At 40.7% G+C, this 25,743-nt stretch carries 27 protein-coding genes and 1 tRNA gene; 14 read left to right on the top strand and 14 right to left on the bottom strand.

Features of this window, described 5'->3' with window-relative positions; translation table 11 throughout:
* A complete protein-coding gene (locus J4N25_RS01180) occupies positions 1-573 on the bottom strand; it encodes a GrpB family protein (RefSeq protein ID WP_207420310.1) in 573 nt (190 codons plus the stop codon).
* Positions 574-922: 349 nt separating this feature from the next.
* Between J4N25_RS01180 and map the strand changes: the two genes are divergently transcribed.
* Positions 923-1,687, top strand: a complete 765-nt coding sequence (map, locus tag J4N25_RS01185) for a type I methionyl aminopeptidase (protein ID WP_207420311.1) — start codon at positions 923-925, stop codon at positions 1,685-1,687.
* Positions 1,688-1,713: 26 nt separating this feature from the next.
* Here map and J4N25_RS01190 read toward each other — a convergent pair whose 3' ends face one another.
* Genes J4N25_RS01190 through J4N25_RS27055 form a run of 4 tightly spaced genes read right to left on the bottom strand, consistent with a single transcriptional unit; the run spans position 1,714 to position 5,121 of the window.
* Positions 1,714-1,926 carry a DUF1456 family protein gene (locus tag J4N25_RS01190; RefSeq protein ID WP_242695747.1) on the bottom strand — a complete coding sequence of 71 codons (213 nt, stop codon included), beginning with the start codon at positions 1,924-1,926 and terminating at the stop codon, positions 1,714-1,716.
* Between the two features lie 34 nt (positions 1,927-1,960).
* A complete protein-coding gene (locus J4N25_RS01195; RefSeq protein WP_207420313.1) occupies positions 1,961-3,262 on the bottom strand; it encodes a DEAD/DEAH box helicase in 1,302 nt (433 codons plus the stop codon).
* A 57-nt stretch (positions 3,263-3,319) separates the two neighbouring features.
* Positions 3,320-4,450 carry an MBL fold metallo-hydrolase gene (locus J4N25_RS01200; protein WP_207420314.1) on the bottom strand — a complete coding sequence of 377 codons (1,131 nt, stop codon included), beginning with the start codon at positions 4,448-4,450 and terminating at the stop codon, positions 3,320-3,322.
* A 56-nt stretch (positions 4,451-4,506) separates the two neighbouring features.
* Positions 4,507-5,121 carry a TetR/AcrR family transcriptional regulator gene (locus tag J4N25_RS27055; RefSeq protein WP_207420315.1) on the bottom strand — a complete coding sequence of 205 codons (615 nt, stop codon included), beginning with the start codon at positions 5,119-5,121 and terminating at the stop codon, positions 4,507-4,509.
* 60 nt (positions 5,122-5,181) lie between these two features.
* On the opposite strand from J4N25_RS27055, the gene J4N25_RS01210 reads away from it, so the two are divergent.
* On the top strand, positions 5,182-7,698 hold the full coding sequence (locus J4N25_RS01210) for a pectinesterase (RefSeq protein ID WP_207420316.1): 2,517 nt from the start codon (positions 5,182-5,184) through the stop codon (positions 7,696-7,698).
* Between the two features lie 27 nt (positions 7,699-7,725).
* Here J4N25_RS01210 and J4N25_RS27060 read toward each other — a convergent pair whose 3' ends face one another.
* Together J4N25_RS27060 and J4N25_RS01220 are read right to left on the bottom strand one after the other, a co-directional pair.
* Positions 7,726-8,304 (bottom strand): YdeI/OmpD-associated family protein, encoded by a 579-nt coding sequence (locus tag J4N25_RS27060; protein WP_207420317.1) that lies wholly within the window; start codon positions 8,302-8,304, stop codon positions 7,726-7,728.
* A gap of 71 nt (positions 8,305-8,375) precedes the next feature.
* Complete coding sequence (locus tag J4N25_RS01220; protein WP_207420318.1) at positions 8,376-8,900, bottom strand: DUF6933 domain-containing protein; 525 nt, start codon at positions 8,898-8,900, stop codon at positions 8,376-8,378.
* Between the two features lie 213 nt (positions 8,901-9,113).
* Between J4N25_RS01220 and J4N25_RS01225 the strand changes: the two genes are divergently transcribed.
* The 5 genes from J4N25_RS01225 (at position 9,114) to J4N25_RS01245 (ending at position 13,666) form a co-directional block, all read left to right on the top strand.
* Positions 9,114-10,253, top strand: a complete 1,140-nt coding sequence (locus J4N25_RS01225) for a hypothetical protein (protein WP_207420319.1) — start codon at positions 9,114-9,116, stop codon at positions 10,251-10,253.
* Positions 10,254-10,341: 88 nt separating this feature from the next.
* A complete protein-coding gene (locus J4N25_RS01230; RefSeq protein ID WP_207420320.1) occupies positions 10,342-12,546 on the top strand; it encodes a PAS domain-containing sensor histidine kinase in 2,205 nt (734 codons plus the stop codon).
* The gene (locus tag J4N25_RS01235; RefSeq protein ID WP_242695748.1) at positions 12,533-12,925 is read left to right on the top strand and encodes a response regulator; all 393 of its coding nucleotides are present in this window, start codon (positions 12,533-12,535) and stop codon (positions 12,923-12,925) included. The genes J4N25_RS01230 and J4N25_RS01235 overlap by 14 nt, the downstream gene beginning before the upstream one ends.
* A gap of 186 nt (positions 12,926-13,111) precedes the next feature.
* Entirely contained in the window at positions 13,112-13,345 is a 234-nt protein-coding gene (locus J4N25_RS01240; protein ID WP_207420321.1) for a thioredoxin family protein, read from the top strand.
* A 57-nt stretch (positions 13,346-13,402) separates the two neighbouring features.
* Positions 13,403-13,666 carry a DUF2024 family protein gene (locus J4N25_RS01245; RefSeq protein WP_207420322.1) on the top strand — a complete coding sequence of 88 codons (264 nt, stop codon included), beginning with the start codon at positions 13,403-13,405 and terminating at the stop codon, positions 13,664-13,666.
* Positions 13,667-13,677: 11 nt separating this feature from the next.
* On the opposite strand, the gene pdxR is transcribed toward J4N25_RS01245, so the two are convergent.
* The gene (pdxR, locus tag J4N25_RS01250) at positions 13,678-15,198 is read right to left on the bottom strand and encodes a MocR-like pyridoxine biosynthesis transcription factor PdxR (protein ID WP_242695749.1); all 1,521 of its coding nucleotides are present in this window, start codon (positions 15,196-15,198) and stop codon (positions 13,678-13,680) included.
* A gap of 140 nt (positions 15,199-15,338) precedes the next feature.
* Here pdxR and J4N25_RS01255 point away from each other — a divergent pair, with 140 nt between their 5' ends.
* Positions 15,339-16,160, top strand: coding sequence for an ion transporter (locus J4N25_RS01255; RefSeq protein ID WP_207420323.1), 822 nt, complete (start codon positions 15,339-15,341; stop codon positions 16,158-16,160).
* A 60-nt stretch (positions 16,161-16,220) separates the two neighbouring features.
* Here J4N25_RS01255 and J4N25_RS01260 read toward each other — a convergent pair whose 3' ends face one another.
* Entirely contained in the window at positions 16,221-17,558 is a 1,338-nt protein-coding gene (locus J4N25_RS01260) for a PQQ-dependent sugar dehydrogenase (RefSeq protein ID WP_207420324.1), read from the bottom strand.
* 55 nt (positions 17,559-17,613) lie between these two features.
* Positions 17,614-18,243 carry an NAD(P)H-dependent oxidoreductase gene (locus J4N25_RS01265; protein WP_207420325.1) on the bottom strand — a complete coding sequence of 210 codons (630 nt, stop codon included), beginning with the start codon at positions 18,241-18,243 and terminating at the stop codon, positions 17,614-17,616.
* A gap of 94 nt (positions 18,244-18,337) precedes the next feature.
* Here J4N25_RS01265 and J4N25_RS01270 point away from each other — a divergent pair, with 94 nt between their 5' ends.
* Positions 18,338-19,234, top strand: coding sequence for a LysR family transcriptional regulator (locus J4N25_RS01270; protein WP_207420326.1), 897 nt, complete (start codon positions 18,338-18,340; stop codon positions 19,232-19,234).
* Between the two features lie 3 nt (positions 19,235-19,237).
* Here the strand turns inward: J4N25_RS01270 and J4N25_RS01275 are convergent, their stop codons facing one another.
* On the bottom strand, positions 19,238-20,431 hold the full coding sequence (locus tag J4N25_RS01275) for an MFS transporter (RefSeq protein ID WP_207420327.1): 1,194 nt from the start codon (positions 20,429-20,431) through the stop codon (positions 19,238-19,240).
* Between the two features lie 152 nt (positions 20,432-20,583).
* Here J4N25_RS01275 and J4N25_RS01280 point away from each other — a divergent pair, with 152 nt between their 5' ends.
* From J4N25_RS01280 to J4N25_RS01290, 3 genes are all read left to right on the top strand, one after another.
* Positions 20,584-21,234, top strand: a complete 651-nt coding sequence (locus J4N25_RS01280; protein ID WP_207420328.1) for a hypothetical protein — start codon at positions 20,584-20,586, stop codon at positions 21,232-21,234.
* Between the two features lie 96 nt (positions 21,235-21,330).
* Complete coding sequence (locus J4N25_RS01285; RefSeq protein ID WP_207420329.1) at positions 21,331-21,741, top strand: VOC family protein; 411 nt, start codon at positions 21,331-21,333, stop codon at positions 21,739-21,741.
* A gap of 164 nt (positions 21,742-21,905) precedes the next feature.
* Positions 21,906-21,992 (top strand) — tRNA-Leu (locus J4N25_RS01290).
* 10 nt (positions 21,993-22,002) lie between these two features.
* Here the strand turns inward: J4N25_RS01290 and J4N25_RS01295 are convergent.
* Complete coding sequence (locus tag J4N25_RS01295; protein WP_207420330.1) at positions 22,003-22,353, bottom strand: MmcQ/YjbR family DNA-binding protein; 351 nt, start codon at positions 22,351-22,353, stop codon at positions 22,003-22,005.
* A 96-nt stretch (positions 22,354-22,449) separates the two neighbouring features.
* Between J4N25_RS01295 and J4N25_RS01300 the strand changes: the two genes are divergently transcribed.
* On the top strand, positions 22,450-23,310 hold the full coding sequence (locus tag J4N25_RS01300; RefSeq protein WP_207420331.1) for an AraC family transcriptional regulator: 861 nt from the start codon (positions 22,450-22,452) through the stop codon (positions 23,308-23,310).
* 86 nt (positions 23,311-23,396) lie between these two features.
* Positions 23,397-24,317, top strand: coding sequence for an NAD(P)/FAD-dependent oxidoreductase (locus J4N25_RS01305; RefSeq protein ID WP_207420332.1), 921 nt, complete (start codon positions 23,397-23,399; stop codon positions 24,315-24,317).
* Positions 24,318-24,319: 2 nt separating this feature from the next.
* Here the strand turns inward: J4N25_RS01305 and J4N25_RS01310 are convergent, their stop codons facing one another.
* Together J4N25_RS01310 and J4N25_RS01315 are read right to left on the bottom strand one after the other, a co-directional pair.
* Positions 24,320-24,937 carry a PAS domain-containing protein gene (locus J4N25_RS01310; protein WP_207420333.1) on the bottom strand — a complete coding sequence of 206 codons (618 nt, stop codon included), beginning with the start codon at positions 24,935-24,937 and terminating at the stop codon, positions 24,320-24,322.
* Positions 24,937-25,737, bottom strand: a complete 801-nt coding sequence (locus J4N25_RS01315; protein WP_207420334.1) for an alpha/beta fold hydrolase — start codon at positions 25,735-25,737, stop codon at positions 24,937-24,939. The genes J4N25_RS01310 and J4N25_RS01315 overlap by 1 nt, the downstream gene beginning before the upstream one ends.
* Positions 25,738-25,743 lie beyond the last annotated feature (6 nt).

Below are 25,743 nucleotides of genomic sequence, written 5' to 3' on the forward strand. Positions count from 1 at the left end.
CTATATCATTATATCAGAAGGAGGGATCTTCCAATTCACTGAAGCTGCCCAGTGCTCTGCACCTGCCATTAAAACATCAAAAACAGGATCCTTAATATCGTAATAGGCTTTCATATCATGAGGGAAATACCTTGCTAAACTAATCTTTACCGCCTCGTAGGCCTTTGCTGCAAAATCATCATTTCGCAGGTAATCGCGACAAAGCAAGGCATAGCGTTGATTGTATCTTCCAGATATTCTTACATGTAGGTTAACTGCAGGCTCAAGCATTTGAAAGAACCATTTCTGCAGTTCTGATGCTGGAAGGTGCGCGGCCCCCGCTGGCAGGTGATCACTATTGATATGCTCCAGATTGTGGAAACCAAGCATTTCCAGTTCTTTTATGATCTTTGGATCAAATTTAGCCAGTGTCACCTGAATATCGATGACATCCTTCGCGCCAAGTTCACTAACGGCGGTAGAGCCTATGTGATGAATTCCTTTAATCGAACCGGTTAGGGTATCTTTAAGCCGGCTACCTAGTTTTTCAAACTCAACTTTCCATTGAGGTTTGTGTGGTACTATTTCTATCATTGGTAATTACTACATATTTTCTTAAAGTGAACCAGAGCTTAGACTTACAAGCTGGTCTATTACTTATATCTCCTTCAAGAATAATTCAAATGTGAAAAAATGAAATCACTTGAGAATAATCAGATTAAGGAAATTTGAACGTAACAGTTAAATGTAACACATAAAATAAAGCTGTTCTGTGGCGGTCTGTCGACCATTTAACTCATGAACACTTTTTGTATCCTATATCGATATTTCACTGCTTTCTGTTACATTAGCGCGATTTTGACGTTAGCTACAACGTTCTAAATACGAGGAAATGCGTGTAGTCGGTAAAGAATAAAAGATAACATTAAAAGATATAACAGGTATGTTAATTACGAATGAAACAGAGATGGAGGGTATGAAAAAGGCAAGTGATGCAGTGGCTTGCGCTTTAAAAGAAATGATAAAATACGCGCAGCCGGGTATCACAACAAAGCAGCTTGATGATTTTGGGGCGGGTATTCTTAAAGATTTTGGCGCTAATTCTGCTCCATTCATGGCTTATAAATTTCCAGGCTGGACATGCATTAGTGTCGACAACGAATTTTGCCATGGTATCCCATCCGAAAAGAGGATACTTCAGAAAGGGGATTTAATCAACATCGATGTTTCAGCTGAACTTGACGGCTTTTACTCGGATAATGGAGCTTCTTTTATTCTTGGTGAGGATCTAAAGCAACATCAAAAACTAGTTGAAGCTTCAAAACAAATTTTACGATTAGCGATCAACAGTATTAGAGGAGGGGTTAAAATTTCTGATGTTGGCTTATTAATTGAAACTGAAGCAAAGAAACGCGGCTATAAAGTTATTAAGAATTTAACGGGTCATGGAGTAGGGAGAAGCCTTCACGAAGAACCAAATGAAATAGCTAATTATAAAGACCGCTTTAACCAGACCAGGTTCAAAAAGAACAGCGTGGTGGCAATAGAAACCTTCATATCGACAACGTCAACAATTGCCGAAACTCTAAGTGACGGCTGGACTATGGTTGGAAACAAAGGAGGCTATATGGCACAGCACGAGCATACCATTATGGTAACAGAAGGTAAGCCAATTATATTAACGGAAAAAAATGAGATCTGGAGTTAGTGACCTGGAGAACCAGCAGGGATACCTTAATCCTTCGCTGGTTTCGGTCCTCTGTTATGAATTATAAGCCCATTTAAAAAATTTCGCAAAATCTGATCGCCACAAGGTTTAAAGTTGGGGTGATCTTCACTGCGAAAAATAGCACTAAGTTCTGTTTTGGTGATCCGGAAGTCTACTAGTTTTAAAACGTTGATAATATCATCATCCGTAAATTTCATAGCTACCCGAAGCTTCTTCATTATATCATTATTGGTCATCGCTTACATGCTTGAATTAGATGGAAACCTCTATTTTAACTTTCTTGTTTTTGATCTTTTCAGTCTTAAGTAGCTGCGCGGTCTTTTCAATTAAGCTGCGTTTTACGGCAACATAGGAAGAATAATCGAGCACCTCTATCAACCCAATTTCATCTCTTTCAAGACCACCTTTCTTTGCCAGCAGACCTACAATATCGATCTTATTTATTTTATCTTTCTTTCCTGCAGCGATATATAGGGTTGCCCACTCGGAAGGTTGTGGCACTATTGGCCGCTTAGGTAATTGTTCAGGTTCGGGCAGTTCGTTGAGGTAAACCGGGTTCTCGTCCTTAGTCAATAGGAGATAAGAAGTTCCTTTTGCATGCATACGTGCTGTACGTCCATTGCGGTGGGTGAAGGCCTCTTCGTTATGCGGTAATTGATAATGCACCACATTCTCGATCTCAGGAATATCTAATCCGCGGGATGCCAGATCGGTAGTTATGAGTATCTTGTGACTTCCATTCCTAAATTTTAGTAATGCACGCTCCCGGTCATCCTGTTCCATCCCGCCATGGAAGATTCCATGAGGCAAGCCCATATTCCAGAGCAATTCGCTGATCCGTTCTACGGCCTCGCGGTGGTTACAGAAAACCAATGTTGAATGGTTGCCTATCTTGCATATTAAACCGAAGAGCGCTTCAAGTTTATCCTCAGCTTCGCATATCACTACCTTTTGCAATAAATCGGGCGTTGCAGCGACATTACCAAGGTAATCAAGAACTGCAGGATCCTTTATCCCTGTAAAGGCTGGTATCTGGTCCATTTGGGTAGCCGAAGTTAGCATACGCTTAGTAACAGCAGGCATTTGCCGGATAATGAACTCCATATCCTCCTGGAAACCATATTCCAAAGCTTTATCGAATTCATCAAGAATTAAGGTATGAACTGCAGTGCTATCAAAACTCTTTCTGCGGAGGTGATGAGCAATTCGTCCAGGCGTTCCAATCAATACCGCTGGGGGCTCAGTAAAATTGTTCCGCTCAATTTTTACGGAATGCCCACCATAGCAGCAGTTCACTTTAAATCCACTACCAATGGTTCTGAAAACTTGCTCGATCTGTAAAGCTAATTCGCGTGACGGTACCAGAATTAAGCACTGAACTGTTTTTATATTGCTATCTAACAAGCCAAGTAATGGCAACAGGAAGCCCAGGGTTTTGCCGGATCCTGTTGGAGCAAGCAGGACTATATCGCTCTTTTTGGCTGCACTAAGAGATGCTTGTTGGATTTCATTCAGTGCATTTATTTTAAGATTTTCGAGGGCTTGCTTGATCATTAATTTGGGATTCGGATAAAGATAGCTTTATTTTTAACTTACTTGGTTTCCACAGTTTTATTTCAGCTCCTTCCACCATTCCTTAAATACCTGCTTTTCATTATCCATCCACACAACTTCGCCAATTAAGGGAGTTACCAGAGGAATATCTTGAGCTTTAGCAATACGCGAAACCTCTATAAGTGGCCCATCCCAACTATGCAGGGCCAGCGAGAACTTACTGGAGTGAACCGGCATAATACGTTTCGCATTCAGGTCTTTACCTGCTTTCACTACTTCTTCCGGAAGGCAGTGGATCGCATGCCAAGCCAGGTTGTATTGTCCGTTTTCCAGTATGGCGAGATCAATGTCGCCGAAACGTCTGCCGATAGCCGCAAAATGAGTATCGTAACCACTATCGCCTCCAACAAAAACTTTCGTATTTGAGGTTTCAAGTAGATATGACATCCAAAGAGTATTGTTCCTTTTGAAGGTTCGACCACTAAAATGCCGGGCCGGTAGGGTATGAACTTTGAACTTATCGTTTAGTGTGATGGTTTCATTCCAGTCGTGCTCAGAAATAATTTCGGGAGCGTAACCCCAGTGTTCAAAATGCTCCCCAACTCCTAAACCACAGATCACCTTTTTTACTTTGCCTTTAAGATCTTTGATGGTTAGGTAGTCGAGATGATCATAGTGATCGTGACTTATAAGAAGTACGTCAATCTCTTGAAAATCATTAACCCCGTAAGTATTTGCTCCGTCAAATGCACGTGTTGTAGAGGGAACAGGAGAGGCATTACCGCTAAATACCGGGTCGACGAGGATCTTTAAACCATCTAATTGCATATAGTACGAAGAGTGACCAAACCAAACTACTACATTACTATCAACAGGTAGACTTTTAAGGTCTGTTTTTACATAGGGTAAAGGTTTAGCAGGTTTTTGGCGGGGATTCGACTTGAAGAAAAAGTCAAACATTACAGACGTCATTGAATAGCCTTCTGTAAGCGTCGGGGTATGACTAAAATTATGAAATACTCCGTCTCTAAAATGTTTCGACTGTTTCATTCGCTCGAGACGTTTACCTGAAGCTGCCTTTCCAAATTGAGGTTGCTGAAGAAATATAAATGTTGCAAGTGCAAGTAAAACTGCCAGAGATATCAGGGTGATCATACCGTATTTTAATATATTAAGAAATCGTTTCATCTATTACTACTATAACCTTTGGACTGAATGTTCATTCCATTTGTTACTAAAAATTTTTATTCTTTTATAGCATCCCACACCAACCGCAATTGTCTTTGTAAATGTGTCGGGTCATTTTTCTTTCCCTCGCTCTGCATCCATCTTACATAAGTAGTGATAGTACCGGCAAGGAAATGAAGTAAGGCATTCAGGTCCATATCTTTGATTATTCCGTCCTTTTGGCCTTGTTGTAACAGATCAATCACATCCATAAAATCTTGCTGACCTGCTTTTCGTGTATTCTCTGTTATTAGCGGGGAGCTATGGAACTGATCCATAAAAGCAAAACAATCCGGGTAATTAAAATAAAAGTTTACCAAGCCTCCGTAAAAGTTGAAAAACCGTGCTTTTAATGAAGTTTGGTTATTCACCGTTTCAGCTATCAAATGGATTTTAGATCGCTTAATATAAAGGTAGATCTCATTTATTAAATCCTCTTTAGTTGCAAAATAGTTGTAAATAGTACCCATACCAGTATTGGCAGCTTTGGCGATAGCCGACATTGGCGTTGCCTGCACCCCGCGTTCTGTAAGTAAACGCATTGCAGCTATAATGATTTGTTCCTTCTTATCCACTGCGACAAAGGTATAACTTGGAATGGATATTCCAAATTCAATAGCATTAAGTAACACTCACACTACATTTGGATATTGTGTAGTTTAGTTCATAGCTTTATAAATCCAATTTCAAGTATGAACCTAAGTTTCTATACCCTTGCAATAACAGTATTTGCCTTAGTGACTGGCCCAATAAGCGGTTCTGCCGCTAAATCCCGGCAAGTAGCAAATTTCCGGCCGGGTAATTCCTCATTTAACGATGTTATTAAAACAATTAAATATCAGGGAAGAACTATTCACTTGAATGAGCGGGCTTTATATCTAAATCCAAAGCTTAATGAATCGCAGTTAGGTCTTTTTGCTTTTCGAACCTTACAGGATGTTGTCAAGTTTGCGAAGGACGGAACCGAAGAGCGGCCTACAGTGATCTATATGGAGCCAGACGTGTATTGGACGGATGACCCAAAGGGCGACAACAGGGAGAATAAATTGATAGGCCTTATTATTCCTCAGTCTAATATTACCTTGATTGGCTTATCGAAAAATCCTGAGCATACAATTATCGCAGGCAACAGGGGACAAATGGCTGGGGCAATAGGAAATTGGAATACCCTTGGTGTAGGAGACGGCTTTAAGGCTTATAACATTACTTTCGGCAATTACTGTAATGAGGATCTGGTTTACCCTTTAGATCCTTCTAAGAACCTTCCCAAGCGTCAATCTACTATTACTCAGGCCCAGGTATTAACTAAGGCTCATAACGGTAAGATGGATAAATGGATATTTGACAATTGCAGATTCATCAGCTATCTTAATACTTTCGCGGCCGGTAATCAACCTCATCGCACTTACTATAAAAATTGCTTCTTACAATGTACAGATGATGCGGTTGGCTCAGGAGATTATAGTGTATTTGACAGATGCAGTTTCCGGTTCTATGCAAATCATCCTTCCTGGGGAGGGTCGCGTGTCCTTCAGGCCTATCTCGGCTGTAGGTTTGAAACAGTATTACGCGATCCCGGGGCTAACTCAACTATCTACTTTGCAAAGAATAATAATGTTTTTGCAGTAATTGATGCGAGGTTTGAAGGGAATGCCACTGCATTAGGGTGGACAGATGTTACTCAGGATCACGTAAGGCATTATGTTTACAATAATACCCTTAACGGGAAGATCGTTCAAATAAGTCCTTCTAAACCCGAACTTTCTGTTCAATTAAAAGGAGGTAGTCTGGCTGCTTTTAAGGTGGGTGAGGAGTACAATATTTACAATTTATTGAGAGGAAATGACGACTGGGATCCCGCCGGTCAGAAGGATCGTTTGTCGGATTTCAAAGATATTCCATTCCGTATGGAGCTAACAACAGATAAGGCTAAGTTAAAAGGTGCAGATAAAGAACAAGCCACCTTATCCTACAACATCTATCCGGAACGAGTAAGGAAGAACACCACTTTGAAGTGGACAGTTAGCGATTCAAAGCTGTTATCGCTGCGGCAAAATATAAACGGTACCATTACCGTGGCCGCAACAAACAGCAGCGACAGTACCCGGCGGGCCTTCGTAAAAGCGGAAACCGAGCAGGGAATTCAAGCATTGGTTTATTTTGATATAAGCGGAATTGCACAGGAAGCGCCGTCTTTCAAAAAGAAACCGGAGATCAAAGGTCCGGAAGCCGGGATACTTTCTCTTAGTTATGATTTAAATTTAAATAACCGTAGAGATAATTCCCTAATCACCTGGTATAGAAGCTCTGGCAAAAATGCTATTGATTCAATTAAGGTTGGAGTAAGTACATCTACAGCTCCTTTGAAGAATTATTCCCTTTCTGCTGGTGATATTGGTTATTACCTGAATGCTGTGATTTATCCTAAACATAACACCAGCAAAACAGGGAAGCCTGTTTTTGTGCAAAGCCGAAAAATCAGTGCAAAAGATATTCTGACTTCTTCTATCACTACTGACTTTAAAAATCTTCCTACTTCGAGGAACTCTGTGATTAAGGAGGGTTTTTGGACTGTAGACACATATCGTCCAACAGATTTAAGTAAAGAATTTGTCTGGACACCAGATGAAGGGAACGGATGGGAGTATGGTCCAGGAATGGATGCCGCCGCCGGCCGGGAAGGTTTGATGACGGTAGGCAGGGGAGCTCGTCTACTTTATACGCAGTCGGGAAGACTTAAAGATATGACCCTGATTTTGAAATTAAGTCCACATAAAGCTGCAGGACAGGGATTTGGCAGCGCAACCGGACAGTACCTGGATATTTATACTAAATACGACACGAAAAGCCAGAGCGGATACGGACTACGAATTGAACGTACACCAAAATTTGGTAACGGCGTACAGTTTACACTATATAAGTTCAGTAAGGGGGTAGGTACCGCCATCTCAGACAGTCAATACTCCTCGGTTTTTTTACCCGGATGCAAGGTGGAACTTAGCACTGGCGGCGACATCCTTAGCGCAAGAGTAAGCACCAGCAGTCCACAGCAGCAGGGTCAAAAAGAAGCAGGCCTTGCACATAGCGTAAGTCTTGAAGCAAAGGTTGAACCGAATGAATTTGGTGGCTTTGGTGTTCAACATACTGGCAGTACTGGAGGAGCCAGCAGGATAATGCTTGAAGGTCTGGAGGTGACTTACAAGGACTGAAGAGAGGAAATCATTAAAATACCTTAACTAAAACTGCTTCGGTCTTTGTTTCTTTGCAGCAAGCTCGGCTACTTCTCTGACTCGCTTTTCGCGGGTTTCTGGCCTTTTGGCTACTGCAACCCATTGCAGGATCATTTTCCTGACAGACTTGCTCAAGGTAATAAAATACTCCTTTGATCCTGGGTTACTTTCAAATTGACGTTCTAATTCAGCGGGAATTAGCAATTCTTCAACTTCGTCCAGAATGGTCCAGGATCCATTCTCTTTTGCAGTTTCGATCGCTTTGTAGCCAGCTTCGGTCATTAAACCTTCATTAATCAATTGCTCAACCTTAGCTTTATTGATTTTAGACCATGCACTTCGTGCCTTTCGAGGGCAGAAAAATTGAATAAAACTTTCCTTATCGATTGATTTCCTAATACTGTCTATCCAGCCGAAGCAAAGTGCTTCGTCAACCGCTTCACTCCATGAAATGCTCGGCTTATTTGTATTTTTTCTATACTGCAATATCCATACAGCCTCTTTTGATTTATGATTTTCTTTTAACCACTCTCGCCATTCCTGTCTGCTGGCCGGATAAAAAGTTTCGACGGGAGTTTCCTTCACTTGAATATAATGGAATTTTATTGATGCATTCTGCCGGCAATCAGGAAAATTAGATTTTAGAATATAAAGCACTATAGATTTACCATGGCTTTCATATCTTCAATGGGCCAACCATATGCTCGTTTACCTGATCTTCCCGCCCCAACAGGTATCTGATTAAGTCTGCTATTTAAAACTGGTAGATCGGGTTGATCTTCATCCGAATATTCCAATTGCCCTTTAAATTGGAATATAAACTCGTTCAGCGTACCAATTGCTTTTTTATCGTTATTCGTTTTGGAGAAAGTTAAAGGAAGTAGTCGGCTTAAGATAACAAGGGAAGAGTCTTCATAAATAATTTTATCAAAAACTAATTGCTCTAAAAGTCTTTGAAGAAATATATTTTCCAGGTTCTTTAAATCCGCTTTTTTAATGGGAGGAATAAGTACAGCATAATAAGTTTTACTATTGACAAACATTAAATACTTCTTCCTTTGATAATAAAAGAGATGACCGTTCCAATTTCCAAATTGAGCTTCATTTACCTCGGGAGGGGTAGAGAGCTTTTCTTTTCCTAAGAAATCCGCTAGTTTGCCGGAACAATAGATCGTTGTCATTATCTTGATAAGTACTATAAAGGTTCGTAAAGATATTTGTTGGTTTATTACCAGCAAAATTAAACAAACAGAAAGCTGCAATTGTTCGCGGTCGAGTAACGAAAGGATTAATTAGAATATATAATGTCAGCTTCAGGGTAAATATAATAGAGGCAAAAACTACTACTTGTATCGTTATTGAATTTCCCCTCGTCATAGAGTAAATTAAAATTGATGAGATACTATTTTCTTCTATTTATCTATCTGATAGCTTTCACATCCTGTAAAAAAGATAAAGACAATGTTAAAGATGACGATGTTAAAGAACTTAAAGTATTGGGCTGGGCCCAAACCACTAACAACAGCAATTCTATACCCTCCCTCTGGACTGAAAGCCGGCAGCTTGACTTTCTGCCTATTCTAAATAATGCCCATTATAAGATGTACTTCAGCCATAAGATGAACGGAAAATTAATCTACGTGGGAATTGAGGATATCCATTCTCCTGCATCATCAAAAATAGTAATGTGGAAAGGATCCTCTAAAATGATCCTTTCTGAAATAATCCTTTCTCCGGTACAACAGGAAAGAATTTTAGGTATATCTGTTGATCCTCAAAGTAATGGCATCTTTATTCTTGCCTCTAATCTAAACAACTATTATTACTATCGAATTACTGATGGAGGGAATGAAATCATTAAAAGTTCTGTCAATGCTGGGGCTCATGGAATTCCAGTGTATATTCAAGCTAATGGCACCGACATAAATGTCCTTACAATTACTCAGGTATATAGTGATCAGGTTACTGAAGGGAAAACAACAATCAAGCATTTAAAGAATGATGTAGTTTATGCGACCTACGATATTCCTCTTAATGAAGAAGAGTATTTTTGGAACAATCTTATAGTGGGTTCAGCATATATTGAAAATAATGTATGCCACTTGCTGGCAGCCGCGGATCAGTCGCTAGACTACTATTATTTGAAGCTAAGCAAGAATGATCCAATAGTGCAGCGGTCTTTTCAAACTGATAATTATACACCTGCCTTCGGTGCTGAAACAGCAAGTATAAGTTCGGCAAGTGGCCTTTACGAGGATGGCAGGTTTTATGTGGCTGCCAAGAAGAGTGCAAGAGATGTTGCTTGCCTAACTATTGATGTAAGACCGGCTGTACCCACAGTGGTTAAATCGACATTAGAAGCACCTGAATCAAATACTACCTATACTCCCACGAAAGTGTATAAATATGACGGGGATATTTATTTAAGTGGGCTTGCTAATGACTTTGGGGTTTACTGGAAGAATGGAAAGCTGACCGTGCCGGACAAATCAGGGTTATCGATGTCAAGAATAGGGTACATAGCTTACCATTAGTTAAAAGTTTGTTCTGATTTGACTCTTTATCCAAGATTTCTCGAATCATGTTAAAACACGTAAATTAGGAGGCACTTATTTTTAGACTTTGGACATCGAAAGCTTTAATTCAATTATCAACCAGTTACCACTTCCTTTTATTGTTTATACTGGCACCGACTTAAAAATAGAGTTAATAAGTGGTGAGGCAAAAGACCTATTAGACCTTAAGTATTCATGGGAGGGCTCAAATTTTATTGACCTCTTTGCTGGAAGCAGCAGCGACCAGGTAGAAAGTTCTTTACATGCAGCAATGGAAACGGGTAAAGAACTTAAACAAGAAGCAATAGCATTAGAGATTAAGGAAGGTGATAGTACACGTCACCTTTACCTCAATGTACAAAATAGGCCATTAAAGCTTGAAGATGGAACAGTGTATGGTGTTTTGCAGGTGCTGAGTAAGGCCAGCCAGCCTAAACAAGAATACAATCCTGCAATGAATGATCATCGCCGGCTGATTGCCTTGGTTGAAAATAGTAGCGACCTCATTGGGATCACTGATATGGAGGGAAATGTTATCTATCTAAACAAGGCAGGACAAATGCTTATGGGCGCATCAAGCCCCGAGGAGTGTTACCGCCCAGCAGGTGAATATCTCCTGGAAGAGGAACATTCAAAGTTGCGTTTGGAAATGCAAGCCTCAATGAAATCGAGGGGGATGTGGCGAGGAGAGATAAACTACAAGCATTTTAAAACCGGAGAGGCAATCCTTTGTGATCTTAACGCTTTTGTAATAGTCGACCCGGTAAGCGGAGAAGCAATCGGAATGGCTTCTGTTACCCGGGATCTAAGGCCTACTTTGGCCGCAAGGAAGGAGCAGCAGAAATTGCTAACTCTGGTTGAGAATAGTGGCGATTTGATGTCGGTCCTGGAACCTACGGGGTATAATTCGTATCTAAATAAAGCCGGACGGGAAATGTTGGGTTTTGAGTCCGACGAGCAAGTTGTGTCTACACCAATCTCAAACCTCCACAGCGCTGAACATTTTCTTGAAGTAAGTCAGAAAGTGTTACCAGCCCTTGAAAATTTTGGTCGCTGGGAGGGACAGATGATTGTCCGGCACTTGCAAACGGGAGAGGAGTTCCCCGTATTCAATAAATCTATCAGAATTGATGATCCTAAAACAGGTAAAATGCTTGCCGTAGGAGCACTAATGCGGGATATGCGTCCTGAACTAGCGGCCCAACAGGCCCTTGCTGATAGTGAAAGGCTTTTCCGCGAAATTACCACAGCTGCACCTGCTGGTTTGTGGATGTGCGATACAGAACAAAAACTTACCTATGTAAATAGGATCTGGGAAGAATGGACAGGTAAAACTTTTGATCAGCAAGTAGGGGAATTGGTTTGCGATACGGTTATTTTATCAGACAGAGCCTCAGCTGAGTCCAAATTCAGGGAGGATTTTGAAAGGCGTAGCTTTCATCAAAGCCAGTTTCGTATCTCGAATGGCTCCACTACACGCTGGATTATAAGAACAGGAAATCCCCACTATTCAGCAAAGGGAGAGTTTTTGGGTTATGTTGGTGCTTGTGTGGATATTACGGAATTGAAACAGCTTCAGGAACAAAAGGACCAATTTCTGGGGATTGCAAGTCACGAACTAAAAACTCCTGTCACAAGTATCAAAGCATACACGCAGGTACTTGAATCCATGTTACGAGATAGTGGAGATCTCAAGAAGGCTGATATGGTAAAGAGGATGGATGTACAGGTAAATCGTTTAATAAACCTTATTGGCGACTTATTAGATGTGACCAAGATCCAGACAGGCAAGTTACAGTTTAATGACCAGGAGTTCGACTTCAACCAGATGGTAGAGGAACTAGTGGAAGATTTAGCGCGTACTAGTCCAAAGCACCAGATCGTTACTCACCTTGAAGAAACTGGAGCAGTATATGCCGATAAAGAACGAATAGGGCAGGTGGTAACTAATTTGATAACCAATGCCATTAAGTATTCACCAAATGCTGATAGAATTGAGGTCTATAGCAGACTTGATAATAATAAGGTTCGCCTTTGTGTTCAGGATTTCGGAATAGGAATACCAAAAGAGAAAAAAGACCGGGTATTTGAACAATTCTACCGTGTTAGCGGCGACGAACAACACACATTTCCAGGCTTGGGCTTAGGTCTTTTTATTTCGTCTGAGATCGTAAAACGCGAAGGTGGAGAAATTTGGGTAACCAGTGCGGAAGGAAAGGGTTCTACCTTTTGCTTTTCAATACCTGCCCACAATACCAATGAAAATAAATAATGAAATGAATAATAGTAATATAAGAATTATGATTGCGGATGATGATCCAGGTATACTGGATTCGGTTTCGATCATGTTGGAATACCGTGGTTATGATGTTCTCTTGTCTTCAATAAATACACTCGAGGCGGTTAAACAAGAATTACCAGATCTACTACTCCTTGACATTTGGATGTCTGGGCAGGACGGGATAGATATCTGCAAAGCTTTAAAGGCAGATGAAAAAACCAAAGAATTACCTGTCTTAATGATCTCAGCCAGCCGTGATATTGAAGGCTCGGCAAGGAATGCAGGGGCGGATGATTTCCTTGCAAAGCCGTTCGAAATGAATCAACTTTTCGCCAAAATGGAGACTTTATTAAAAACAGTAAAGCATTAAGTTGAATTTTTATAAAACCGCCTATTTCCTATGAAAATAGGCGGAGTTCCTGTTGCTGGTGACATTGTCAAAGAAGTCCTTCCTAACCAGTTTGCCCCGGAAAACGATAAAACTGGATCACCCAGCTGTTCATTTGTCTGCCTAAGTTTGTATTGACAATAAGGTCAAAACTCAAACAAATAAAAAATGGCAAAATCAATTTTCTATCATGCTGGTTGCCCGGTATGTGTAAGCGCAGAGCAAGATATTATTAATCTGATAGGTGAGTCGAATGTGGAAGTGGTTCACCTTGGAGACGATCAAACTCGTATCACTGAGGCTGAAAAAGCTGGAATAAAATCTGTACCAGCTCTGGTAACTCCGAATGGGAATGTTTTACACATCAATTACGGAGCATCTTTAGAAGACGTAAAAGGTTAAGTGTTTTACCTAATCGCCAGCAGTATCCTTCTGCTGGCTTAAATTTAAAATCATCAAATGAAAATTTCAGTCTGGGACACCTACGTTCAAAAAAAAGATGGACAAACAATGCACTTTGACATTCTTGTACCCTCAGATATTACCAACGATGCTCTAATCTATGAGATGGGTAAGCAGTACCTCACTACTAAGGGGCAGGAAGGGCAAGCCCTAAGCTCAAAGGAATGTCAGTACTGCCACCAGGAAATAGCTTCAGAAGAAATGGTGGATGCTATTGACAAGCAGGGCTTTTATATTATTGAGATGGAAGGTTGCAATTAATAATAAAGCTTTTACAAGAATTGCGCTATTATTCTAATACCTTTCTCCAGCTGATCCTCGTCCAGGGAGGCGTAGCCTAAGCGTAAACCTTGCACCGGGGAGCTAAAACTAAAGCTCTCTGGTGATAAGATTTGCACTCCTTTTTTTAACAGCACCTCAGACAGCTTCGTGATATCTACCTGTCCTTTTGGTGTTAGCCAGAATGCAAGTCCCCCTTCTGGTTTATGAAAATGCACTTTATCCCTTAGATGTTCATTAATTACCTTTTCAAAAAAGTCTCTTTTATTTTTATACGTCAATGTGGCTTTGCGAAGATGTCTTTTAATATGCCCCTCATTAATAAGTTGAAGAACAGCCTGCTCCATCATGTTATCCCCTTGAGCATCTATGATCTTCCGGAGACTTGCAACATTGGTGATGACTTGCTTTGAGGAGGCGAGATAGCCGATACGCAGAGCAGGAGCAACAATTTTACTCATCGTTCCGATATAGACAAAGTTGCCAACGTTCTCAGAGCTGCTTACCGGTAGTATTGGCCGCTGTCCAAAGTGGAACTCGTTGTCGTAATCGTCTTCAATGATTGTAAATCCATAAGCGTTTGATAAAGAAATAAGCTGCAAACGCCTTTGTAAACTTAAAGTAACCGTAGTGGGGAATTGATGATGCGGTGTGGTGTAAATTGCCTTTACTGATTTATGCGTCTGAAGGATAGTACGAAGTTCGTCAATATTTAAACCATTTTCATCAACGCTCAGCGGTACCAGTTCTGCTCCGGCACTCTGGAAAGCTTGCCATGCTGGCTTATATCCAGGATTTTCTACGATCACTTTATCGCCTGGCTTGAGCAGGGCATGTGCTGTTAAGTACATCGCCATTTGGCTTCCCCTGGTGATGAAAATCTCGTCGGGAGATAACCGCATGGAACGCTTGTAGTTAAGCATTTGCGCAATAGCGTTTCTGAAATCCCAATCACCAGCCTCTTCGGTATAACCCATCATTTGCCATCTTCCTTTTCGACTGAATATTTGTCGATAGGCCGCTGCAAGTTCATTTATTGGCGCTATTCGCGTGTCGGGGATTCCATCGTCAAATATAATTTCTGGCTTGATGCTTACCACTTGCTCAGAAACCACTGAATTAGGATGTTTTACCGCTGAAAAGTCCGGTAAATTATCCGCAATGAACGTTCCTTTCCTCACTTTCGAAACCAGCCAACCTTCTGCAAGGAGAACATCTAATGCATCGATCACTGTATTACGGTTGAGCTTTAATTGCAGTGCCATTTGCCTGCTGCCCGGTAGTGGATCGCCACTTTGCAGTTTTCCTCCCTTTATTGCCTCAATAATCGAATCGGCCACCTGAATATAGATCGGCCGTTCGCAGTTCACGTTTATTGTTATCTGTAGATCCCAGGGTCTGAGCATATCTGGACTTGTGGCTATTAATAATTCAACTACAATTATATCAACAATATCATGGAATATTAGAAGATCATAAGGATTTACCAGTAATTGAACTGACAGTAGATACAAACAGAACTTGCCTGCGGGTCATACAATTTTTGCGATTAGCAAATATTTTCTATTGATTAATAAGCCCGATCATTACCAGGTTGTAGAAAGGCTAGGAAAAAGGTCCGCAAACTTTATGTTTTAGCCATTGTTCAGCATGCATGTCCCTAGCTGAATTTCGTAACAGGCTTTACATTGTAATTTTTCATTCAGATACACCCGGCGGACGTAGGTTTGACATTGCTTTACTATGGCTTATAGTATTAAGTGTTGGGGTGGTTTTTATGGAGAGCATTGCTTCTGTAAGGAAGGAATATGCTCTTTTAATAACAGCCGCCGAATGGTGCTTCACTATCCTCTTCACCATAGAATTTGTAGCCAGAGTATTTAGTTCACCCAACCGGTACCGGTATATATTTAGTTTTTATGGGATGATTGATCTTTTAAGCATTCTTCCCGCATACCTGGCTTTGTTCATTCCAAACCTTCAATATTTGCTGGTAATTAGGGCATTGAGATTACTCAGGGTCTTCCGGATACTAAAGCTTACAAGGTTCTTGAAAGAAGGAAATGTGCTTGCAGTAGCATTAAGAGCGAGCATGTATAAAATTGTAGTGTTCCTTACAACTGTAATTACCCTGGTAATTGTAGTAGGTACAATGATGTATGTGATCGAGGGAGAAAAAAATGGCTTCACAAGTATACCTATTTCCATCTATTGGGCCATCGTTACAATTACCACCGTTGGCTATGGTGACATTTCTCCTTCAACTCCACTCGGCCAGTTCCTTGCAGCCCTACTGATGATTTTAGGCTACGGTATCATTGCTGTACCCACAGGAATTGTATCTTCAGAAATTACCAGGATTTCAAATTCGGGACTGTTGCCTTGTCCAAATTGTAATCATATGATTTTCCCGGCCAATGCAAGGTTCTGCGGCAACTGTGGCACCGAACAGAAACGCTCAGATAACAAAAATTAACATCAGACCGAAAGGATAGAACTTTTAGTTCAATGACCGGGAAAATCTAAAAAAACAATATTATTTAGCGGGGGCAACCCTCCAAATAGTATTAGAAGCATCGTCTGCTACCAGAAGGGAACCATCACGAATTACGGCAACTCCCACCGGTCTTCCATATACTTTACTTTTTTCCTTATCTGCAATAAATCCGGTTAAGAAATCCTGGGGTTTACCTGAAGGTTTGCCGTTCTTAAATGGCACAAATACTACCTTATATCCTACAAGCTGAGAATGGTTCCATGATCCATGTTGCCCGATGAAAGCTCCTCCCTGATATTCACCTGGGAATGCTTTTTGATCATAAAAGGCTAAACCTAAAGATGCCGTATGAGAACCAAGCGAAACATCTGGAACTATAGTTTTTTTAACGAGGTCGGGCCGTACATTTTTCATTCTGGGATCTTCATTAGGACCAAAGTAAGCATAGGGCCAGCCATAAAAACCATTTTCTTTAACACTGGTGATATAATCGGGCACTAACTCATCACCCAGTTCATCGCGTTCATTCACTGCTGTCCACAAGGTTTGGGTTCCTGGCTCCCAATCCATTCCTACTGGATTTCGCAGTCCTGATGCATAGATCTTCTCCCCTGAACCGTCAGGATTTACAACCAGTATAGCAGCCCTTCGAACCTCATGCTCCATTCCATTCTCTCCGTTATTAGATCCTGATCCTACAGAAATATAGATCTTGGAACCATCCTTACTCGCAATAATATTACGCGTCCAATGATTGTTATACCCGCCTGCTGGAAGCTCAACGATTTTAGTCCCCTTAGCACTGATCTTCGTAGTACCAGGAGTATATGGAAAACGCATCAAACCACTTGTGTTGGCTACATAGAATGAATTATTTAAAACTAGCATACCCAGTGGTTGCTCTAAACCTGTTAAAAAAACCTGTTTAAGGTCTACTTTACCGTCTTTGTTACTATCCCTAAGAATAGTGATCCGGTTGGCGCTTGCATCCTGCTGATTCGCCTTTGCTTTACCGGTAATATTATCTTTGATCTTTGCCTTTAGTTTCTTTTCGGTAGCAGCTTCAGCAATGAAAATATCTCCATTTGGAGCCTCATATATCCACCTGGGGTTTTGAAAACCATCGGCGTACTTTGTAACCTGAAAACCAGAAGGTGCTACAGGAGTCTTTCCTTCCGGCCAGCCAATAATATCAGAAAAATTTGTCTTTGAGGCGGTAGTATCTGGCTCAGGAAGAACCAGTTCTCCAGCCGCGGTTGATGTTCTGGAAATAGTATCAGCACCGCTATTTTTCGTTTGCTTGTTATTCGAATTACAACCTGTCCAAGCCAACCCAAGTGCCAAAACTAACCCGGGTAATACAAATTTGTTATTCATGCTCTTTTTTCAAAATTTCACTCAAGCAACCGTAAAAATACTTGTATTGTTTGAACTATAAGACGGAAACCGTTGACTGCTTAGCTATAAAGAGTTGGTCCAGATGCTGCTGGTAGCGCTTCAAATCTTTCTCAATATCTGCATTCTTCTCTACGTCGTGAAAATGCAGGCTTTCCAATGGATGCATTCCAGTGAAGGCATTCATGCGATGGAAACCGAATAAAGGCCCGTCGTCAACACTTCTTTGGTTAAAAAACTCACCAGGCAACGTAAAGGCAGTTGCCGGTGCATTCCAGGAAGTAGTTAGCAGATAATTACGCCCGTGTAGCATGCCCCCAGTCCCATAATTAACGTCAGGGTTCTCCGCCTTCCGGCCATCACTATGATAAATTCCCTTACGGTGCCCAGCGGTGAAAACTTCGTCTATATACTTCTTGAAGCCGTGGGGCAACTGAAACCACCAAATAGGAGTGTGATAAATGATAGTATCAGCCCAAACAAAGTTCTCTACCTCTTCAATAACATCATATTCCTTATTTATATCTGTAGATCTCACTTCGAAACCTTCTCTGGTGTTGAAAAATTCTTTGGTTGCATCGAAAACGGATCTATTGAATCTTCCGCCTGAATGTCCAAATACCTGACCTCCATTTATTACAAAAATCTTTTTACTTTGATTACTCATATTTATTGCTTTTGACACAAATGTAGGACGGTAAATACTTCTATTAAAATAATACAAATCATACCTTTGTATTATAATTATAATAGATATTACTATGGTGAATTTAGAGTGGTTCAGAACTTTTAAAGCTATTTACGAGACAGGAAGTCTTACGGGAGCGGCAGAAGCATTATATGTTTCTCAACCTGGGGTAAGTTTACATCTTAGCTCTTTGGAGGCATACGTGGGCTACAAATTATTCGACCGTAGTTCAAGAAAAATGGTCACTACAGAAAGAGGTAAGGTTTTATATAACTATATTGTAGAAGCACTTACCCACCTTGAAAAGGCAGAACAGCATTTTCACAAAAGCACAGAAAAAGAGCGGCCAACTATTAGTATAGGTATGTGCTTCGAAACTTTTCAATTTACTTTGGAGCCCTATTTGCCAAGATTACCCTTTAATGTGATCATCAAGTTTGGGGATTATCCAGAGATGCTGAGCGATCTGGATGCTGGTATTCTTGACCTGATCATTACTCCACAGAAGGGGGAATTTACGGGATTAGAATATGAGGCATTTTTTAAGGAACGTATTGTAATAGTAGGAGGGGCTAATACTGATATAGAGGGCTTTAAAAAACTGCTGAAGGATGGAAACAAGGTTGATATTCAAAAATGGTTGAAGAAACAGATCTGGTACGGGACAAATGGAGATATGGAGCATCTTCGAAGGTTCTGGCATTTCAACTTTGGGAAAAGACCCGACTTCAAGCCAAACTACATAGTGCCCAATATGAGCTCCATACTAAGATGTCTTGGCGGAGGCGAAGGCATTGCCGTAATACCTGACTTTTTATCAAAAAAGGAATTCGAGCAGGGCCACGTTAAATTGGTATGGGAAGGTGATAAACCAATTGAAAACACCCTTTATTTTGGCACCCGTAAAAAGACTACTTATAATAATGAAATTGCCATGGTCAAAGAGATTTTTTTAAGGGAAATGGTTTAAAGATTATAATTTCTTTATTATCCAATAGAAACCTGCCGCGGTGATGATAGAAACCAAGCCGGTAAGTGTCCATAGAACATCAAACCCAAAGTGGTCGGCAATACGCGTCCCTATAAATGGAGATATGATATGTGCAGCAGAAAATGCCAGGGAATTTACTCCCATATAAGAACCCTGCTTTTTTCCTGAAGCCCTTTTCATAGTCAATGTTGCCATAAAAGGCATGGCTAGAATTTCGGATATACATAGCAGGAACATACCGAAGTAGAGAAGCAGGAATTTGCCGGGCAATAGTAGTACGAGAAAGGCAGCACCACCTAACAAAGTCCCGATGATGATCGTTCCACTTGCTCCAAGTCGTCTTTCTGCAATATGTACGAGGATCATCTCGAGTGAAAAGACCACGAATCCACTGTAGGCGAGTATTACTCCGATACTCCATTCACTAAGGTGATGGACCGTCCTGTAAAACAGTGGGAGAGTGCTTAGAAGCTGGAAAAAACAAACACTGTACAGCAGGCAGAAAAAACTAAATACTAAAAACGGAGCATCCTTCCATGGAGACAAACCAGTTGTTCCCTTTTCAGGATCTTTTTGAACACCTTTAACGGGTTGCAGATTCCGGAAATAAAAGTAGAAAAAGAGGCCAGCAAGTCCCGTACTGATCGCATTTCCATAAAACAACCAATGGTAAGAGATAGCCGCAAGTAGACCTCCCAGAGCCGGGCCAATAGAGAAGCCCAGGTTCATAGCCATTCTGTTAAGAGAAAAAGCTTTTGTGATATTTTCAGGCGACGTATACGACGCAATAGAAACGGTATTCGCTGGCCGGAAAGTTTCACTGATAACACTTAGAATAAAGACTCCAATACTTAATTGAACGGGAGTACTTAGAACAGGAAGGATACAGTATACCGGAACACAAAGCATAAGGCAAAGGAACTGAACCCTGAAATTACCAACCTTATCACTTAACCATCCTCCTAAAGCTGACCCAACTACGGCACCTGCACCAAAACAACTTAAAGTATTTCCGGTATCTTTCAAGCTAAATTTAAGCGCATCAGTCATGTAAACCCCGAGAAATGGAATAACCATCGCTCCGCTGCGATTGATAAGCATTATCAATGCCAGCATCCAGGCGGGTTTAGACAGACCACGATAAGAATTAAGGTAAAGTTGTATTAAATGCTTCATGGGCAGGCGGTAAAAATAAGAGAATTGGACCGACCTTGACAAATCGTTTTGTCATAAAAGAAAGGATATCCTAAACCTTCCAATTGATTTGCAGTTTTGTGCGGAATCTTTAATTTTGCACCGCACTATAGAAATACTACTTAATTGGGAATATGAACTTTAAGCTTATCACTTGTACATTTATCACCGCTCTTTTTGCATTCACTTCCTGCAAGAAAACGCAAGAAGAACCTGTAATTGAATACCCTTTCACTTTAGAAAATTCAACCGTAGAAAAAAAGTCGGAGATACAGCTCTTTACTAGTAATCAGGAATTGAAGGACGTAGGAAAGATCACAAAGTTTGTTGAAAATAGTCAGCTATTTAACATGCATTTACAAGATAATCGTTTCGGTTCGTTGACTGTCTTTTCTGCCGACTCCTCTTATTTCAATTTTCCTGAAAACAAGTATACGTATGAGAAAAAAAACGGCTTGTATTACTTTTATTCTACATACTTATATGATCTTGGAGATGCTCCGGCTGGCTCATTGGCATTAGTAAAACATAAGGAACCACATTTTAATACCGCCCAGGGAGTAATGGCAAAAGAAATCAGGGTTGCTAAGGGAACATTAAAATCACTGGAATTTTCATGCCTTGCCTATAAATTATCCAGGAACAGCTATAATGTAAACGGAAAGCTTACGGGGTCTACAGAGGAGGAAGGTGTTCTATATAATGAATTCAATGAAGACTTCCTGAGAAGCCTTGGAGAACATGATACTTTGGCTGTCCAAAAATTTGTGATAACCGTAAAATAATTAGTCGTATTCTACCCTGCTTTTGTCGCAATGTACACACCTTTTACTTCATATTAACTTCGATATTTGGATAAAAATCACCGAAATAAAAGAAATATGAAAGACGAAAGAAACCCCATTGGATGGACAGAGATTTATGTGGAAGATCTTGTCCGCGCCCAAAAATTCTATGAAGATGTTTTGCAAATTACGATGCAACCAGCTCCGGTGCCTCAAGGAATGGAAGCTGAGGAAGGAAGTGACGACTACTTCGAAATGGTATTTTTTCCAGGTAACATGGAAGCCCCGGGAGTAAGTGGTTCTTTGGTAAAATCAAAAATGTTCAAACCGGGATCAGGAGGAACAATGGTCTACTTCTCATGTAGTGATTGCGCAGAGGAAATTTCAAGGGTTGAAGCCGCTGGAGGGCAGGTAATAGCAGGTAAAATGCCTATTGGTGAATATGGATTCTGCGGGATTTGCATGGATACGGAGGGTAACCAGATTGGTTTCCACTCAATGCAATAGGAAAAATTTTCTTGCAAAGGGAGTTGAATGCTCCCTTTTTTTATTCCCTGAAAATGATTGCATTAGGGCGAAATATTTATTTAGAAGGGGAATTCCCCCTAGATTACATTTTCCGATATCATCACTATTTCTATATTTGCGCCATAATACGTCGTTCCCAGCCTGCCCGGATGGCGAAATTGGTAAACGTTGCGGTCTCAGAAGCCGTTGAGAATTGTCTCTTGAGAGTTCGAGTCTCTCTCCGGGCACCAGGTTAACCACTTATTCACCCTCATTTTGTTTCAGCTGTAACCTTAAGTTTTTAGGAGCAACTTCGCAATAGGCGGTTCTCAAAGCATCTGTAAACAACCCTTCATTTACCCGCTTCATTTCTATCATTGTCCAGCCTTGTTTTCCCCATTTATTATTAACGGGATAGATCACTGTTCTGTCATTAGAGGAAAATACATCCTGGTCTATTTCAGACAACTTCACTGTGGCTATTTGTAGTTCGGCTACGTAAGTGGCAAAAATCTTTTTCTTAACCCTGAATGACGTTTTTTCAAAGTGGGGTTCTTCCGTTACTTCCGGCAATGAGAGAGCCAGTTGTCTGAATAAGTCAAATGTTACCATAATCAACCAAATAGAAGGATTCTTTTTTAGCTTTACAAAACATTGGCTGTTTAGCTACAATCTCCAGTAATACAAGATTGTCGAAAAGATAATTGAATGAACAAAATTCCAATAGCAGAAATTCCGGCTTCAGAAAGAAATTCTGAAGAGAATGGCTTTAGCATCTCCGAACTAGATTCATCCTTATTAGCTAAGGAGAGGATAAGGGGAAAGCACCGCCATAATTTCTTCTTCATTCTGCTTATAAAAAAGGGAACAGGGATTCATGAAGTTGATTTGGTGAACTATGATGTAGCAGACAATATGATCTTTTGTTTACGGCCAGGTCAGATTCATCTCCTGAAGTTAGAGAGCGACGTTACCGGGTATGTGATGAGGTTCAATACCAACTTTTACCAGCCAAACGAGAAGTCAATCCTACAGAAATTCAGGAAGGCAACTCACACTAACCTCTGTCCACTCGACAATAACCGTTTCGAAAGAGTACACGCCATAGCAGAACGGATTTTCAAAGAATTTAGCGATAAGGAAGAGGGTTATACTAGTGTTATAAAGGCTTCTCTTGATATGTTTTTTATTGAACTTGTTCGTCGATGCAACAATGGCGGCCAGGTGGAAGACCAGGTGCATTCTTATAAACAGGACCGACTTGAGGAGTTTCTGGATTTACTAAGATGCAATCTCTCATCTATGAAGCAAGTTTCTCAATACACCACAATGATGAACCTATCGGCATTTCAATTGAACGAAATTACCAAGACAACAATTGGAAAAACTGCATCGGAAGTCATAAATGAACAAATAGTCCTTGAGGCAAAAAGGCATTTGCTGGCTTTAGACGAACAGGTGAAAATGATCAGCGAGAGCCTTGGTTATGAAGACGTCTCCTACTTCATTCGTTTCTTTAAAAAGCATACTGGCTATTCTCCCGACGCCTACAGGAAAAACTTTAGATAAGTACTATCCAAGTAAATTTTTGTTCTATTTCTCATTTTCAGCCTAAGCTAGTTTTGTAGCTATAAATTATTGCTAGTTTAACTGATATGGAAACACCGAACAAAACATTTGATGTGATAATAATTGGAGGAAGCTACTCAGGTTTAGCAGCCGCACTTGCCCTTGGTAGAGCATTGATGAATGTTTTAATTATTGATGGAGCAGAGCCGTGCAACAAGCAAACGCCTCATTCCCATAATTTCCTTACGCAAGACGGGAAAAAGCCAGCAGAGATCCACAAACAAGGAAAAGAACAAGTATTGATGTACAATACAGTAGAATTCCTTGAAGGAGTTGCGGTCGCGGGGAGAAAAATGGATGATGGAACTTTTGAAATACAGGTGTCAAAAGGAGAAATATTCAGAGCAGGCCAGTTAATATTCGCCACAGGCATCAAAGATGATCTGTCAGGAATTCCTGGACTTGCAGAATGCTGGGGTATTTCGGTGATCCACTGTCCTTACTGCCATGGGTATGAAGTAAGAAATGAACCTACCGGTATTTTAAGTAACGGACCAGAGGCTATTGAAATAGCGGGTTTAATCTCCAACTGGACAAAGGACCTTACTATTTTAACAAATGGAGAGCATACTTTTAGTGAGGAGGAAGAGCTTAAACTGAAAAAACATGATATTAAAATTGATGAAAGAACAATTGCGAAGTTAAAGCACGATAATGGCTACTTAAGCAGTGTTACTTTTCAAGATGGATCAGAGCTCTCGCTGAAGGCAATTTATTATCGGCCCACCTTTGTTCAGCACTGTCAAATACCACAGGCATTAGGCTGCGAGTTAACAGAAGAAGGCTATATTAAGGTTGATTCAACTCAGGCAACTAGCATTAAAGGTATTTTTGCCTGCGGAGATAATGTAACAAGGATGAGAGCTGTGGCCAATGCTGTATTTATGGGTACCATGGCTGGGGTGGCAGCTAGTAGACAGCTTATACTCGACAGATTTAGCGAATAAGGTCATGCACCTGTTTTCCTTACAATTTCCTTTATGCGGACATCTAATTGTTCTGTACTTGTTTGAAGCATCTCTACAATACCTAGAACATCCTCGCTGATGTCCATTGTTTTTACGAGGGAAATAAGCGCCAGCATGTTAGCAAGAGGCGCCCTTGCTAAATGGGCCTGATCGAATGCGATATCGTTCAGAACCTGAACTTTATCCTTCTTTTCTTCTTCCGCCTGAACCTTCTTTTTCAGCAATTCGCTTTCGTACTTTTTTCTGTCGGCTACCTTGTAAAAAGCGCAATAAAAAAGCTCTTCGTCATCTGATTTGGGGCCGGATTGTGCAGTGAACAGACAAGGAAAGCTAGCATTATTACTTCGAATAGTAAGATCAATTTCTTTAACGGTTCCGTGCATTTTTAAAATCGGCTGCACAAAAAGCTGATAATAAACTTTACCACCCTTATCCAGCAAGTCTGAAATGTTTTTTCCAAGAATATCTGTTTCATCCAGGTCTAACCACTGTAAGAGAGTTGAATTCACATTTGAAATCTTGCCTTGTCTGAGCGTTAATAAGCCGCAGGGCGAATTATTAAAAAGGCTTTTGTAATCGGGAATGAGAGCGTGAGTCATTAATGAGTATCGAGATAATTTTCAATCGCTGCAATAGTCTCTTCCGGTGCGCTGAGATGAGGACAATGACCAGTTGCTTTCATGATTACCAGAGTATTTTGCGGTGTGTTCCTTTCAATATAATAGCCCACCTCCAGTGGAGCAAGTATATCCTCTGAACATTGAAGGCTAAGACTTTTTACTTTTAGTTTTTGAAGATCAGAACGGTTATCTGAAAAGAAAGTTACCCGCGCGAATTCTCTCGCTATCTCCGGGTCTGTAGCGCAGAAGTTTGCCGCAAGCTCATCGCCTAACTCGGGTGCTTGAGGATTACCCATGATCAGGGGAGCCATAGAGGTCGACCAGCCAAGGTAATTAGCATCCATTACTTCAAATAAAGACTCAATGTCTTCTCGGTTCATTCCTCCTACATAATCTTCACTGTTTATATAGGAAGGAGAGGGGGCTACCATAATTAGCCTTTCAAATTGCTCTGGATGTCTTATAGCTGCTCTCAAACCGATCATGCTACTAACAGAATGTCCAATAAAAATAACCTTGCTAAGCTCAAGAGCCTGTATTACTTCATTTACATCTTCGGCATAGCCATCCAGCGATGAGTATCTATTAGGGTCATAGGCCTCTATGTCTGACTGACCTGCTCCTACATAATCGAAAACAACAATTTTGTACCTTGACTCAAAAGCTTTAATTAGATGCCTCCAAACGTTTTGGTCGCAACCAAAACCATGGGCCATTAACATACATTGGTTTCCGTTTCCGTAAATCCGGACATTATTACGCTTAACTATATCTATCATAAGCTT

The sequence above is a fragment of the Desertivirga brevis genome (genome assembly GCF_017355835.1).